Source organism: Ensifer aridi (genome assembly GCF_002078505.1).
Classification (GTDB): domain Bacteria; phylum Pseudomonadota; class Alphaproteobacteria; order Rhizobiales; family Rhizobiaceae; genus Sinorhizobium; species Sinorhizobium aridi.
In genome coordinates this window covers 80733-95378 of sequence record NZ_LUAV01000004.1, presented here as the reverse complement: position 1 = coordinate 95378, position 14646 = coordinate 80733, and the positions used below count along the sequence as shown (strand labels likewise).

The window sequence follows — 14646 nt, the reverse complement described above, 5'->3', positions numbered from 1 at the left end:
CTTAAAGCCAGCCTTTCCAGCGGAAAAAGAGGAAGGGTATCACGGCCGAAAGCACCATGGCCGCAAGCGCCCACGGATAGCCGAACTGCCATTCGAGCTCCGGCATCACGCGAAAATTCATGCCGTAGACGGATGCCACCAGGGTCGGCGGCAGGAGAACGACCGAAGCAATCGAGAAGATCTTGATGATCGCATTCTGCTCGACATTGATGAGACCGAGCGAAGCATCGAGCAGAAAGGTGATGTTGCCTGAAATAAAGGCCGCATGCTCGGAAAGCGATTGTATGTCTCGGGAGATGGAGCGGCAAAGTTCGCGGCTGTCCTTGTCCTCCTGCACATCGGGCACGGTGTAGACGAAGGTCAGCAGCCGCGAAAGCGACGCGAGGCTGTCACGCGTCTTGGCGAGGAGCCGGTGATGACCGGCCACGTCGCGCAGGCGCGCCTCGAGGAAGTGCGGCGGCCGGCGCTTGCCGGAAGCCTTTTCGCCGAAGACCTCAAGCGACAACTCGTCGATCTTGTCGACCGCCTGCTCGAGAATTTCCGCCGTGCGGTCGGCGATCGTCTCGAGCAGCCGTGTCAGGATCACAGCGCCGTTGCGGCAGCCGCCGGAGATGCGATGCATCCCGGCCTTGAAGAGCCCGAACGCCCGCGGTTCGGCGTAGCGCACCGTGACAAGCCGCTTACCCGCCAGAATAAAGCCGACATCCGTCAGCCCCGGCATTTCAGTGTCGCTCCTGTAGACCAGCGACGCGGTCATGAAGACGGCGTCGTCGTCGGTGTAGAGCCGGCTCGACGGCTCTATGTCCTTGAGGTCCTGCCGCGTCGGGATCGAAATCCCGAGCAGACCCTCCATCATCAGGTCTTCCGCCTTGGTCGGCTCGACGAGGTCGATCCAGACGATGTCGGGGCGCAGGGCCGCCGGCGGCTCTGCCGTCGAGAGAACGACAGCTTCACCGTTGACGCAGTAGCCTGTGATCATGTGGTCGCCTTTTTCATGCGGCCGACGACGATGAACCCTGAAGGTTTGGAGCGATCAGCCGCCAACACGATTTCCACGATGCAGATCAATCTGATGAAGGCTTCCGCCCGAATCGACAATCGGTAGCCGGTTGTCGCGGGGCCGAAATCTCCGGCGAGAGGCGCCGGGACGATTGCCCGGCGCGCGCGAAGGCAAGGCATATGACGCAAAGGTCACGCAAAATCAATGCCCCCCACAGATGCGGTTCCCTGCGGCATGTTGCTCCGGTGCTGAACTCGCATCCACCCTGGATTACATTATGTGATCATTTCCGATGAGTTAGAGCGAAATGCGGGCGAAAAACCGCGGCGCCGTTCCGCTTCCATGGACTGAAATCTACTCGAAAACGATGTTGGGCATTACCCGGCTCTTGTCCTGCCGCGCTACGGCGACCTGCTCCCAGACCCGTGCGGCGATCTCGCGGTAGATGCGTGCAACCTGGCCTTCAGGCTCGGACACCACCAGAGGCGTTCCCGCATCCGAGGTTTCGCGAATGGCCATCGTCAGAGGCACTTCGCCAAGGAACGGCACGCCGATGCGTTCGGCTTCCTTCTTCGCGCCGCCGTGGCCGAAAATGTCATAGCGCGTGCCCGTATCCGGCGCCACGAAATAGCTCATATTCTCGACGATCCCGAGGACCGGGACCTCCACCTTGCGGAACATCGTCAAGCCCTTGCGAGCATCGACGAGCGCGAGGTCCTGCGGCGTCGACACGATGACGGCGCCGGCGAGCGGCACCTGCTGGGCCATGGTTAGTTGCGCGTCGCCTGTACCCGGCGGCATGTCGACGACGAGAACGTCGAGCTCGCCCCAGGCCACCTCGCGCAACATCTGCAGGAGCGCCGACTGGATCATCGGGCCGCGCCAGATCATCGCGACCTCCTCGTCGACGAGAAAGCCCATAGACATCACCTTCAGCCCGTAGTTTTCCATCGGGCGGATGAGGCGCCCCTCGATCTGCTGAGGCCGGCCGGAAATCTTCAACAGTCGCGGCATCGAGGGGCCGTAGATATCGGCGTCGAGGAGCCCGACCTTGAGGCCGTTTGCCTGAAGCGCCAGCGCCAGATTGACGGACGTCGTGGACTTGCCGACGCCACCCTTGCCCGAGGCGACGGCGATGATGGCGCCAACCCCCGGAATGCCCGTCTTCGCAGCGCCGGCCGGCCGTTGGCCATGCGGCTGCCCGGAGGCTGGCGCCGGGCGCTGCACCGGTGCGGACTGGGGCGCTGCCTTGCGGTCAGCGGTCAATGCCACCATAGCCGCCTTCACGCCGGGTATCTCGCGCACGACCCGTTCGGCCGCCGCACGCATCGGTTCGAGTTCCTTGGCCCGATCCGCCGGCACGGTGATCGAGAAATAGGCCTTGCCGTCGGAAATGAAGACATCGGAGACAAGGCCGAGATCGACGATATTGCTCTCCATGTCCGGACCGCGGACGTTCCGCAGCTTCTCAAGAACCATTTCCCTGGTCACGTCCGGCATCTCGCCCTCTTATCTGTTCCGTTCGCGCGGCCGAGGCCCTGTGCGTGCGGTAACGCTTTGAACTGCTGTGTAATCTATCCCCAAATCGAATCCGATTTAAGGAATTGCAGCGCCGCGCGTCTTTTCAGACGCGCAACGGCCGCTGTAGCACTTGCTGCATGTTTTTGTCCTTAAATCGAATTCGATCCAAGCAACATGCAGTGGGCAGTAGATAATGGAGCCGGGACGCTTCGCCAATGCGACGGAGAAAAAATGACGAGCCGCCAGCCGATCGCCGTGTCCGTACATCCGGGATCACGGGCGATCGGTGGCGGCCCTTTCTTCGCGACCTTCTTGGGCGCTGTCTTATTTTAGTCCCCTCTGGACATGCCAAGGGATATGCAGAATGCGTGCCAGTTTGCGGGACACCTATAAAAGCCAATTTTTTCAGATGGTTGAGAGATCGCGTCGCGAAAAATGCGAGAGTAGACTTGCTCGATTTCCGGGCATGCGCACGATTTAGGCACAGGCAGAGAGCACGACGAACTGGCAATCATTGGCTGCTTCGCTTCACCCGGCAATTTCGGCAAGCCGCATTCAAACCCGGTCAGCGACGTGCTTTGGATCAGGTGATATAGCCCCTCTTCATCGCCTTCACGACTGCCTGCGTGCGGTTGACCGCGTCGAGCTTCTTGGTGACGTGGTTCAGGTAGTGATTGACGGTGTGCTCTGACAAACCGAGGATGCCGGCAATCTCAGCGCTGGTCTTGCCGGCCGCTGTCCAACTCAGGCACTGAATTTCGCGCTCGGACAAGACGGTGTTGGTGCTCTTCCAGACGGAGCCGATCTCGACCAGGCGGTTATAGACGTGGATCGCGATCATCTGTAGTTCCATCGCCGCCGTCATCGGCAATTCCGCCTGTGGGCCCATGAGGATGACCGCACCACGCCCGCCTTCGGCGTCATGGACCGGAAAATAGTTTGCCTGGAAGATACCGTTGTCGCGCAGCATGGCGATATAGTCCGCGGCGGATTCAGGTTTGCCTCTCTCTTTCTCCCAGTCCTCGAGCGTGATCTGGAACGGCGTCGTAGTCTCTCTCAAACGGCGCACACCAGTGCTGAAACGCAGCATCGACAGACTGTCGTACTTGTTGAGGAGTTCGGCCGGCATGTTCGAGATCACCGTGGTGGCGGACAGCCGCTCCACGTCGATGGCCGGAATGGTACAAATGAGGAAGGTCTTGAAGCCAAAGATCTGCGTAATCCGCCGCATATAGCGGATGATGTCGAACTGGGTCTCCAGCCTTGCGATTTCAGACGCGAAATCACCGCCCCGGGGCAGATCGATCTCAGTCGTCCCCGTCGTCATCATATCTTGCATTCGCGCGTTCCATGGCATTCATCGTTTATCAAATAGCCTGAGCCGCCGAGCAATGCCAACAGGTGATTGACGATCGTCACTTTTGATACGCAAAAGCCTGTGTATTTCACAGCGCCTCAGTCGCCACGCCCGCGAAGTGGCGGCGGCTCGTGAGCGGCATGCAGGCGGAAGCCGCGGCGCACCTCGTCCGTCCTAATTGATCAGCCCGGCACGGATCGCCTTGGCGACAGTTTGAACGCGGTTGACCGAATCCAGTTTGCGGGTCGCACGGTTCAGATAGTGGTTCACGGTGTATTCCGACAGCGCCATGATCCGTGCCATCTCCACCGTGGTCTTGCCCGCCGCGGCCCAGCGCAGGCATTCTATCTCCCGCCGGGAAAGACTTCCCGGGCCGCGCCTGTCGCGCGTCCTCACCTCGCTCAATCGGCTGTAAACAAGGCCGGCCCACAGATTGAGCGCCTGCAATTCGTCACTGGAGACGGCAGAGCGATCGCCACCGAAGGCGATGGCTGCGCGATGTCCGGCAGCGTCATGCACAGGCAGGTAGACACCCCGCGGCATGTTGGCATACTCGAAGACGCAAACGGCTGCGTCGCCCTTGCCGTCCAGGCGTCGTCGCGCCAGTTGGTAGGCGTCGTAGGTGAACGGAATGGTGCTGCGTCGCAACCGCTGGATCACGGGGCTGCCGTCGATCAGACCGGCACTGTCGTAGCGCCTCAGGAAATCGGACGGCCATGTCGTCATCAATGCCTGCGCGGCAAGGCTGTGACAGCCGGTATCGGGAACGGCGAGAACCATGAAACCGCGAAAACCATAGGCCTCCGACACGCGGTCGAGGACGCGCCTGATAACGTCCTCGTTGTCGATCGGTTCGCTTATAGACCGGCCATCGGGCAGAACCAATGTGGATATATCGGCGCTGAAGTCTATCATCTTTCCGGCTCCCGGATCCGGCCCGATCCGAGAACCGGCCGCTTCGGTGTCATAGTGCGATTGTCAAAGCCTCCACTAAACCGCATGAGCGTGCAACCAATCGTGGAGGCGGTCTACAACAGGTTGAAACCTACTAATCTTGAGTGCTTTCGTCCAGTCGAAACTTCTAATTTACCGTAAAGTGATCCTGGAGCCTTCGCTCTTCGAGGAAAAAGCTCTAGCGCCCATCTCGGCGCGGACCAAGACGAATCCGCACTTCCTCCTCTATCGCCGACGCCGCCCTGCGCACATCCGCGGCCCAGGCAGCAAGCTGCTCCATGTTGACGCGATAGGACGGTCCCGTCACCGAGACGCCGGCAACCAGATCTTGTTCTTGAACCGCGATCGGCGCAGCCACACAGCAGATCTCGGCCTCATGCTCCTCGCGATCGAAGGCGTGCCCGTCACGGCGAATCTCCTCGATTTCGGCCAGCAGCGATTGAGCAGAACGATGGGTGCGTGCGGTAAAGGGACGGAACTCCAGCTTCGCGGCAATCCGCTCCAGCTCGCTCGGAGAGAGCGACGAAAGCGCCGCCTTGCCGATGCCCGTGCAATAGGCCGGCGATGCCTTGCCGATCTGCGAGCTCATGCGCACGGTCTGCCGGCTTTCCACCTTGTCCACATAGATGATCTCGGTTTCGCGCAGGATGCCCAAATGCACCGTCTCGCCGGTCAATTCGTGCAAACGCAGGAGATGCGGCTCGGCGATGTCGCGAAACCGGTTGCCGGACCAGGAGCGGTAGGCGAACTTCAGAAGGCGAAGCCCGGGTTCGTAGGACAGATCCCGGCGCTGTACCAGGAGCCCCTCCTCGACAAGGTGGCCAAGCAACCGGTGCAACGTGCCGCGCGGCTGTCGAACGGATTGAAGTATGTCCGTGAACCGTTGCGGGCGGTCAGCCATGGCCACGGCCTCGAGCACTGCCATGGCCTTGCCAAGCGTGCCGGTGCCGGCAGCCTCCTCTTGCAAATCGCTTGCTCTATTTCGACTCATCTCTTCCGTTTCCACCGGCCCTGCCACCTTGACAGGATAAACGTCTTGGCGCGATAATTCCAGATAATAAAACACCGTTCCATATAATGGAACTCGTTCATTCCGCATCCGCGGTGTCGGGGAGAGGCCCATTCATGACCTTACCGAGCAGCCAGTTTCCTGACCTGCGCAACCGCGGCGTTCTGGTCACCGGCGGCGGTTCCGGCATAGGCGCCGCTCTGGTCGAGGCCTTCGCGCGACAGGGCGCGCGCGTAGCCTTCGTCGATATCGCGGAAGAGCCGAGCCGAGCGCTCTGCGAAAGGCTCGCGGCAGAGACCGGGCGAGTACCTCACTTCATTCCCGCCGACCTCCGCGATGTCGAAGCGGCCCGGAACGCTGCCGAAGCGGCGGCCGCGGCGCTCGGTTCGGTGCATGTCCTCGTCAACAACGCCGCAAGAGACGACCGCCAGACGCTTGAGGCGGTAACCGAGCAAAGCTGGGATGAAGGGCTTGCCGTCAATCTCAGGCATTATTTCTTCATGTCCCAGGCGATCGCGCCGCATATGAGACGCCAAGGCGGCGGATCGATCATCAATTTCTCCTCCATCGCCTTCATGCTCAACATGCCGGAAATCCCCACCTATGCCACTGCCAAGGCGGGAATCATCGGCCTGACCAAGTCGCTCGCCGGGAAGCTCGGCCCCGATAATATCCGCGTCAACGCCGTCCTGCCGGGCATGATCGTCACCGAACGGCAGAGGCGGCTCTGGCTCGACGACGAGGCGATCGCGCGCATGCAGGAACGACAGTGCTTGAAACGCATGCTCATCGCCGACGATCTCGTCGGACCTTGTCTCTTCCTGGCATCGGACAGCTCGGCGGCCATGACTGCACAGACCATGATCATCGATGGAGGCGTGTTTTGATGACGGCAGGTTACTACGCCGCGGTGGACTGGGGGACCTCGAGCTTCCGGCTGTGGATCATCGGCGAAGACGGAGCGGTGGTTGCCGAGCGCCGTAGCGCGGAAGGCATGACGACCGCGGCGAAGACCGGTTTCCACGCCGTGCTCGACAACCACCTCGCCGCCGTCTCGGCGCCTGCCCATCTGCCGATCATCATCTGTGGGATGGCGGGCGCCCGTCAGGGTTGGAAGGAAGCCGGCTACCTCGAAACGCCGGCAGCGCTTTCCGCAATCGCCAGCCATGCCATCGCAGTGCCGGACGTCGATCGCGACATCCGCATCCTGCCGGGGCTTGCCCAGCGCAACGACCAGCACCCGGACGTCATGCGCGGCGAGGAAACGCAGCTCCTCGGCGCAGCCGGAATGCTCGGCGGCGGACGGCATCTCGTCTGCATGCCAGGGACCCACAGCAAATGGGTTCGCCTTGCGGACGAAACGGTCGAGGGCTTCTCCACCTTCATGACGGGCGAGCTCTTCGAGGCAATCTCGCGCCATACGATTCTGAGCCACGCCGTGGCGGATGCGGACGGCTTTGCGGCCGAAAGCCCTGCTTTCGCCGAGGCCGTCAGGAGCGCGCGGGAAAATCCGGCGCTTGCAACGAACCTGCTTTTCTCCGTCCGAGCGGGACAACTTCTGAACAATACCGGCGCCGCCGACGCGAGGGCGCGGCTCTCAGGCACCCTGATCGGCCTCGAAATTGCCGGAGCACTCGCTGCGGCCGGCCGCGTGGACGGCATCTGCCTCGTCGCCTCCGGCGGACTCGGCGCACTCTATCGCACGGCCCTGGAGAGCCAAGGCCTCACCGTCCGTGTCGTCGATGCGGATGAGGCAGTCCGAGCCGGGCTCGCCGCCGCCGCCCGGGCGATATGGCCTCTTTGACGGAAAGAAAGAACATGAACCGCATTTCCCTGCCGCCGTTGAAATACCCACTGATCGCCATCCTGCGCGGGCTGAAGCCCGAGGAGGCCGAGGGCGTGGTCGGCGCCCTGATCGAGACGGGCTTCACGGCGATCGAGATTCCATTGAACTCCCCCGAACCGTTCCGCTCCATCGAAACGGCCGTGAAAATGGCTCCGCCCGGCTCTCTGATCGGCGCGGGCACGGTGCTCACGACTGCCGACGTGGACCGCCTCGCCGACGTCGGCGGGCGGCTGATGGTAAGTCCCAATGTCGAGCCTTCGGTCATTCGCCTTGCCGCCGCGAAAGGCATGGTGACGATGCCGGGTGTCTTCACGCCGACGGAGGCGCTGGCGGCGGCGGCGGCCGGAGCAAGCGGTCTTAAATTCTTCCCGGCAAGCGTGCTTGGCCCGTCCGGCATCGCGGCGATCCGCGCGGTGCTTCCGGGCGACCTCGAGATCGCCGCCGTCGGCGGCGTGTCGGAGGCGAATTTCGCCGATTACGCAAAAATTGGGGTCCGCTCCTTCGGCCTCGGCTCCAGCCTCTACAAACCGGGCATGAGTGCCGCTGACGTCCGGGAGCGGGCGGCGGCGACGCTTGCAGCCTATGACGCCGTTTATGGAGGAAGGCAATGACCGAGCTCGTACCCTTTTCCGGCCGCATCCTCTGCGACTTCGCCTCCGAGCTCGGAGAAGGCCCGACCTTCGACCCGGCGACCGGGACGGCCTGGTGGTTCAACATCAAGGGCCAGGAGCTGCATGAGCTTCACCTCGAAAGCGGCCGCAAGACGGTTCATCCCCTGCCCTTCCTCGGTAGCGTGCTCGCGGTGATCGATCCGACGCGGCAACTGATCGCCTCCGATCAGGGCCTGTTCATCCGCGATACGGAAAGCTATGCGCTCAGCCTCTTCGCCACCCTCGAAGACAAGCCGGGCAACCGCTCCAATGACGGACGCGTTCATCCCTCGGGCGCGCTCTGGATCGGCACGATGGGACGGAAGGCCGAGAAGCATGCCGGGGCGATATACCATGTGGCCGGGGATCGGGTGACGAAGCTATACAGCAACATCACCATCCCGAACGCGATCTGCTTCTCGCCGGATGGGGCTACTGCTTATTTCACCGACACGGACGTCAACCATCTGATGCGGGTCGATATCGATCCGGCGACCGGTCTTCCGACCGGCGATGCCGTCGTACTCTCCGACGAGAGTGCCGCACCGGGCGGCGTCGACGGCGCCGTTTGCGATGCCGATGGGCTGATCTGGAACGCACGCTGGGGTGCGGGCGCCGTCGAGGTCTATAAGCCCGACGGCCGGAAGGTCGCCCGCTATGCTGTGCCTGCGACCCAGCCAAGCTGCCCGGCTTTTGTGGGAGCGAAGGCCGAGCGGCTGCTGGTGACCTCCGCCTGGCAGGACATGGACGATGCCGCGCGCGCCGCCGATCCGGACGCCGGCAAAACGTTCGAGCTCGGCATCGAGGTCAAAGGACGCTTCGAACCCGCCTTCCGGCTCTGATCTCAATTAAGTTCTGGCGCCTCGCCGATAAAAAGTCATACAATTGATCCATGCGCTGAATCGCGATGGAAAGGGAGTGCTCGAATGAGCGATAAGAAAAAAGAGCTGAGAAGCCGCCACTGGTACGGCGGGACACACAAGGACGGCTTCATTCATCGGTCCTGGATGAAGAACCAGGGCTTTCCCGACCACGTTTTCGATGGGCGGCCGATCATCGGCATCTGCAATACCTGGTCCGAACTCACTCCCTGCAACAGCCATCTGCGCATCCTCGCCGAAGGCGTGAAGCGCGGCGTCTGGGAAGCGGGCGGCTTTCCGGTCGAGTTTCCGGTGTCGTCGCTCGGCGAAACGCAGATGCGGCCGACCGCCATGCTCTTCCGCAATCTGCTCGCGATGGACGTCGAGGAGGCTATCCGCGCCTATGGCATCGACGGTGTCGTGCTCCTCGGCGGCTGCGACAAGACGACACCTGGGCAATTGATGGGCGCCGCCTCCGTCGATCTGCCGACGATCGTCGTTTCCTCCGGACCGATGCTGAACGGCAAATGGAAGGGCAAGGATATCGGCTCCGGCACGGATGTCTGGAAATTCTCGGAGGCCGTGCGGGCCGGCGAAATGAGCATGCAGGAGTTCATGGCCGCCGAAAGCGGCATGTCGCGCTCGCCGGGCGTATGCATGACCATGGGTACCGCGACCACGATGGCTTCGGTGGTGGAAGCCATGGGGCTTTCGCTGCCGACCAATGCAGCGCTGCCTGCCGTCGACGCTCGCCGCATGGCGCTCGCGCACATGACCGGCAAGCGGATCGTCGCGATGGTGCACGAAGATCTGAGATTGTCGAAGATCCTGACGAAGGAGAACTTCGAGAACGGCATCATCGCCAATGCCGCAGTCGGTGGGTCGACAAACGCCGTCGTGCATATGCTGGCGATCGCCGGACGTGCCGGCGTCGATCTCTGTCTCGACGATTTCGACCGCGTCGGCGGGCAGGTGCCCTGCATCGTCAACTGCATGCCCTCGGGCAAGTATCTGATCGAGGATCTCGCCTATGCGGGCGGCCTGCCGGCGGTCATGAACCGCATTCAGCACCTTCTTCACGCCGATGCGCCGACCGTTTCCGGCGTGCCGATCAGCAAATATTGGGAGGGCGCGGAGGTCTATAACGACGATGTCATCCGCCCGCTCGACAATCCCATCCGCGCGGCTGCCGGCATTCGCGTGCTCAAGGGCAATCTCGCGCCGAACGGCGCGGTCATCAAGCCGTCGGCGGCGAGCGAGCACCTGCTCGCCCATGAGGGACCGGCCTATGTTTTCGAAACCATCGAAGACTTGAAGGCGAAGATCGACGACCCGGACCTGCCGGTGACCGAGGATACGATCCTCGTCCTCAAGGGCTGCGGACCGAAGGGTTATCCAGGCATGGCGGAAGTCGGCAACATGCCGATCCCCCGCCGCCTCGTGGAAAAGGGCGTTCGCGACATGGTCCGTATCTCGGATGCGCGCATGTCCGGCACCGCCTTCGGCACCGTGGTTCTGCATGTGAGCCCGGAAGCCAATGCGGGCGGACCGCTGGCGATCGTCAAGACCGGGGACCGCATCCGCCTCGACGCCATGAAAGGCGAGTTGAACCTGCTGATCAGCGAGCAGGAACTCGCAGCCCGCATGGCTGCCTGGCAGCCGCCGGAGCAGAAATGGCAGCGCGGCTACTATAAGCTCTATCACGACACCGTGCTGCAGGCAGACAGGGGCGCCGACCTGGACTTCCTCGTCGGGAAGAGCGGCGACGAGGTGCTTCGCGAGAGCCATTAGTGGTCGGGGAAGACGACCGTTACTCGATATTCGTACGCCGCGTGGTCACCTGGCTGCGCGGCGTATCCGCGAGCACGATGGGTGCGTCGCCAGGCGCGGACTTTCCGGCCAATTGCCGATCGTCGCATTTCCACTGGCTGAAAGGCAGCCAATACTCAGAGGTCATGCGTTTGGCGGCTGCAAATTCTACGGAACAGTTTCCGCCGCCGGGCGTTGCTTGAGTGTCACTGGCGCAGTGTCGCTGGCCGATGCCTGAGCCTGCGCCTTGCTCGACAACGTCAACGAAAGGCAGTCTGAAATGAGAGAGAGACTTATATCTTCCGTTGCCGCTGGCGCGCTTCTCGTGGGCGTTGCCGTTGCCCCGACAAGTTTCGCACAGCAGACAACCACGCCGCCGGCTCCGGCACCCGAGACCCAGACCATGGAACCGGCTCCGGCAACACCGGATGCGACCACACCGGCCCCGGCACCTGGCGAGCAGGCGCAGACGCCGGCTCCCGCCGATAAGTCGACCGAAATGGCCGCTGGCGAAGCCACCTACTTGACTGAACAGGCTGAAGACCAGATTTCCGCCAACACCTATATTGGACAATCGGTCTACAACCCCAACGATGAAAGCATCGGTGAGATCAACGACCTGATCATCAAGAAGGAAGGCGGCGTGGCCGCTGCGGTGGTTGGAGTTGGCGGTTTCCTCGGCATCGGTGAAAAGAACGTCGCAGTGCCGTTCGACAAGATCGAGGTCACCGAGGACGCTGAGGCGAACACGATGAAGCTGACGACCACGGAAACGGCCGAGTCGCTGAAGGCCGCACCGGAGTTCAAGACGAAGTCGCAACTGATGGCCGAGCGGAATGCCGCTCAGCCGGTCGACACGTCGACAACTTCTGCGACCGGCACGACCCCGGCTCCGACTCAGCCGACACAGCCGGCACCGCAGCAGTAAGCCTGCGAACGACTGGCTAGCGAGAGCGGCGTCGAAGGCGCCGCTTTTTTCTTCTCTACTGCATCTTTCCTGAGATCGTAGCCGATTCAATTTCCGCGCGTCGCAGCGCTTGTTCGGAGACTCTCAATACCAAGCGTCGGGCATACTGCTCTTGCGCCTTGCGACATAGTCCCGCAGCGCCTCATCGATCGCCACGTCCAAGGTAGGCGCTTCGTATTCGGCGAGCGCCTTCTTCCAATATCGGTTGGCACGCAGCGCCATGTCCGTCTCCCCCTGCTCGACCCATTTCTCGAAAGGCTCGTTGTCGGAAAGCGCACTGTCCCAAAAGGCGGTCTGATAGTTGCGCATCGTGTGCTCGCAGCCGAGAAAATGGTTGCCAGGCCCGACCTCCAGAAAGGCGTCCATGGCGAGCGTGTTGTCGTCGACCACGACGCCGGCGAGATAGGAGTGAAGCGCGCCGCAGAAATCGGTATCCATCACGAATTTCTCGTAGGACATGGCGAGCAGCCCGTCGACGAAGCCCGCCGAATGCAGGATGAAATTGGCACCGCAGTGCACGGCCGAAAGCATTGACATGACGCCCTCCTGCATGGCCTGGGCGTCCGGTCGTTTCGAATTGGAGAAATTGCCGGCGCAGCGTAAGGGAAGGCCGAGCCGGCGAGCGAGCTGGCCTATGACCATGCTGCCGATTGCCGGTTCGGGCGTGCCGAATGTCGGCGAGCCGGAGCGGAGCGACATGGACGACAGGAAATTGCCGAAGATCACCGGCGCGCCCTTGCGTTCGAGCTGCGTCAGCGCACAACCGGCTAGCGTTTCCGCATAGGATTGCGCAATGGCGCCGGCATTGGTGACCGGTCCCATAGCGCCGCCGAGAATGAAAGGCACGATGACCGCCGCCTGGTTGGCACGCGCATAGGCGCGCAGCGACTTCGTCATCGTCCCGTCCCAGACGAGCGGCGAATTGACGTTGACATTGCCGAGTATGACGCAGTTCCGGTCGACGAAGTCGGCGCCGAAGAGAATGCGCGCCATTTCGATCGAATCCTCGGCGCGCTCCTCCGCCGTGATCGAGCCCATGAAGGCGCGGTCGGAGTATTTGATGTGGCTATAGACCATATCGAGGTGACGCTTGTTGACCGGCACGTCGACCGGTTCGCAGATCGTCCCGCCGGAATGGTGCAGCCATGGGCTCGATTGGGCGAGCTTCACAAGATTGCGGAAGTCCTCGATCGTTCCATAGCGCCGCCCCTTGTCGAGATCCGTGACGAAGGGAGAGCCATAGGCCGGCGAGAAGACGACGTTGCGGCCACCGATCTCGATGCTGCGGCCGGGGTTTCGGGCGTGCTGCGTGAATTGCGACGGTGCGGAGCGGACGATCTCCTTCAACATGCCCGGCTCGAAAGTGACGCGGACGCCATCAATCTTCGCGCCGGCCCGTTCCCAATGGTCGAGCGCCGCCGGGTCGTCGCGGAACTCGATGCCGACTTCCGCAAGAATACGATCCGCCGTCCGTTCGATGCGCTCCAGGCTCTCCTCGCCGAGAATGTCGTAGGTCGGTATGTTGCGAACGATATAGGGAACGCCGGGAACCCTGCCGCCCTCGCGCCGCTGCGCTCGCGCGCCGCGGTTCCGTCTTGGCACTTCTCCGGCTTCTGACACCGTTTCCATCGTCACCTCCCATCATTTGCAATGATGGTATTGACGAGAGAGGCCGTTGTGACGCAGGAAAAATTCGACGCATGATATAAGTGGACCTTATGGAAAACCTGCGCCGCCTTCTTCCCTCGGCCGCAAGCCTCATCGTTTTCGAGGCGGCTGGCCGCCATCAGAATTTCACGCGCGCCGCCAATGAGCTCGGCATGACTCAGGCAGCGGTCTCCTACGCCATACGCGGGCTTGAAGACCAGCTCGGCGTTCCGCTCTTTCACCGCGTGCACCGGGCGGTCGAATTGACGGAAGCCGGGGAGAAGTTCCACGCCGATGTCTCCGTCGGCCTCGCACGCATCCAGAAATCGGCGGAGGACATCCGCGCCAAGGGCCGCGAGACGAACGTGACGCTCGCGGCGTCGACGGCGTTTGCCTCCATGTGGATGCTGCCGCGCCTCAACCGGCTGCGCGAGGACCTGCCGGAAATCGATCTTCGCATCCAGACGAGCGTACGCGACCTCGATCTCGACGAGGAACCGATCCCCTTGGGCGTTCGTGGTGGCGACCCTGGCCAATGGCCGCGCTATCACGCGGCACTGCTAGCCGAAGAAGTGGTCAACGCGGTGGCGACGCCGGCCTATATTGAGGCGCATGGCCTGCCCAGGACACCAGCGGAGCTGCTCAAGCACAGTCTCATCCATCTGGAGGAGCCGGTGCGGCGCGCCTGCGACTGGACGGAATGGTTCGCAAGCGCTGGCATCGCCTATCCCGCGCAAGGCAAGCGGCTCGCCATCAACGACTATGTCCTGGTGATCCAGGCCGTGCTTGCCGGCGAAGGGATCGCACTCGGCTGGGAACATCTGATCGAACGCCAGATGCGCTCCGGCGCCCTGGTGCCGGTCGGGGGACATGTGCTGAAGACCGGCCAGGCATTCTATGTCGTCTGGCCGCGGTCGCGCGGGCTCAACTCGCAGGCGCGGCGGGTTCGCGACTGGCTCCTCGAGGAGGGCGTGCGCGACCGTTCACAGATCGACGGCTGATAATCCGCAGCAAGTTCAGATGCGA

Annotated in this window: 13 protein-coding genes; 7 read left to right on the top strand and 6 right to left on the bottom strand. The window is 62.4% G+C overall.

The genetic code is table 11. From position 1 onward, the window contains the following. Window position 1: 1 nt before the first annotated feature. The 5 genes from AYK65_RS04085 to AYK65_RS04065 form a co-directional block, all read right to left on the bottom strand. Window positions 2-979, bottom strand: coding sequence for a magnesium transporter CorA family protein (locus AYK65_RS04085; protein WP_046118480.1), 978 nt, complete (start codon window positions 977-979; stop codon window positions 2-4). A gap of 375 nt (window positions 980-1354) precedes the next feature. Then, window positions 1355-2500, bottom strand: coding sequence for an iron-sulfur cluster carrier protein ApbC (gene apbC, locus AYK65_RS04080; RefSeq protein ID WP_046118482.1), 1146 nt, complete (start codon window positions 2498-2500; stop codon window positions 1355-1357). A 604-nt stretch (window positions 2501-3104) separates the two neighbouring features. Further along, window positions 3105-3860, bottom strand: coding sequence for an autoinducer binding domain-containing protein (locus AYK65_RS04075; protein WP_081157952.1), 756 nt, complete (start codon window positions 3858-3860; stop codon window positions 3105-3107). A gap of 192 nt (window positions 3861-4052) precedes the next feature. Next, window positions 4053-4793: a helix-turn-helix transcriptional regulator gene (locus tag AYK65_RS04070; RefSeq protein WP_081157951.1), complete on the bottom strand. Its 741-nt coding sequence runs from the start codon at window positions 4791-4793 to the stop codon at window positions 4053-4055. 217 nt (window positions 4794-5010) lie between these two features. Then, entirely contained in the window at window positions 5011-5823 is an 813-nt protein-coding gene (locus AYK65_RS04065; protein ID WP_034885020.1) for an IclR family transcriptional regulator, read from the bottom strand. Window positions 5824-5957: 134 nt separating this feature from the next. Between AYK65_RS04065 and AYK65_RS04060 the strand changes: the two genes are divergently transcribed. The 6 genes from AYK65_RS04060 (at window position 5958) to AYK65_RS04035 (ending at window position 11934) form a co-directional block, all read left to right on the top strand. Further along, window positions 5958-6728 carry an SDR family NAD(P)-dependent oxidoreductase gene (locus AYK65_RS04060; protein ID WP_046118484.1) on the top strand — a complete coding sequence of 257 codons (771 nt, stop codon included), beginning with the start codon at window positions 5958-5960 and terminating at the stop codon, window positions 6726-6728. Then, a complete protein-coding gene (locus AYK65_RS04055) occupies window positions 6725-7645 on the top strand; it encodes a 2-dehydro-3-deoxygalactonokinase (RefSeq protein WP_172401977.1) in 921 nt (306 codons plus the stop codon). The genes AYK65_RS04060 and AYK65_RS04055 overlap by 4 nt, the downstream gene beginning before the upstream one ends. Before the next feature lie 14 nt (window positions 7646-7659). Further along, window positions 7660-8298: a 2-dehydro-3-deoxy-6-phosphogalactonate aldolase gene (locus AYK65_RS04050; RefSeq protein WP_046118486.1), complete on the top strand. Its 639-nt coding sequence runs from the start codon at window positions 7660-7662 to the stop codon at window positions 8296-8298. Continuing rightward, complete coding sequence (locus AYK65_RS04045; RefSeq protein ID WP_046118487.1) at window positions 8295-9179, top strand: SMP-30/gluconolactonase/LRE family protein; 885 nt, start codon at window positions 8295-8297, stop codon at window positions 9177-9179. The genes AYK65_RS04050 and AYK65_RS04045 overlap by 4 nt, the downstream gene beginning before the upstream one ends. An 84-nt stretch (window positions 9180-9263) precedes the next feature. Further along, window positions 9264-10988 carry an IlvD/Edd family dehydratase gene (locus AYK65_RS04040; RefSeq protein WP_046118488.1) on the top strand — a complete coding sequence of 575 codons (1725 nt, stop codon included), beginning with the start codon at window positions 9264-9266 and terminating at the stop codon, window positions 10986-10988. A 298-nt stretch (window positions 10989-11286) separates the two neighbouring features. Then, a complete protein-coding gene (locus AYK65_RS04035) occupies window positions 11287-11934 on the top strand; it encodes a PRC-barrel domain-containing protein (protein WP_026613000.1) in 648 nt (215 codons plus the stop codon). A gap of 123 nt (window positions 11935-12057) precedes the next feature. Here the strand turns inward: AYK65_RS04035 and AYK65_RS04030 are convergent, their stop codons facing one another. After that, a complete protein-coding gene (locus tag AYK65_RS04030) occupies window positions 12058-13602 on the bottom strand; it encodes a trimethylamine methyltransferase family protein (protein WP_081157950.1) in 1545 nt (514 codons plus the stop codon). An 89-nt stretch (window positions 13603-13691) separates the two neighbouring features. On the opposite strand from AYK65_RS04030, the gene AYK65_RS04025 reads away from it, so the two are divergent. Next, the gene (locus AYK65_RS04025; protein WP_046118490.1) at window positions 13692-14621 is read left to right on the top strand and encodes a LysR substrate-binding domain-containing protein; all 930 of its coding nucleotides are present in this window, start codon (window positions 13692-13694) and stop codon (window positions 14619-14621) included. Window positions 14622-14646 lie beyond the last annotated feature (25 nt).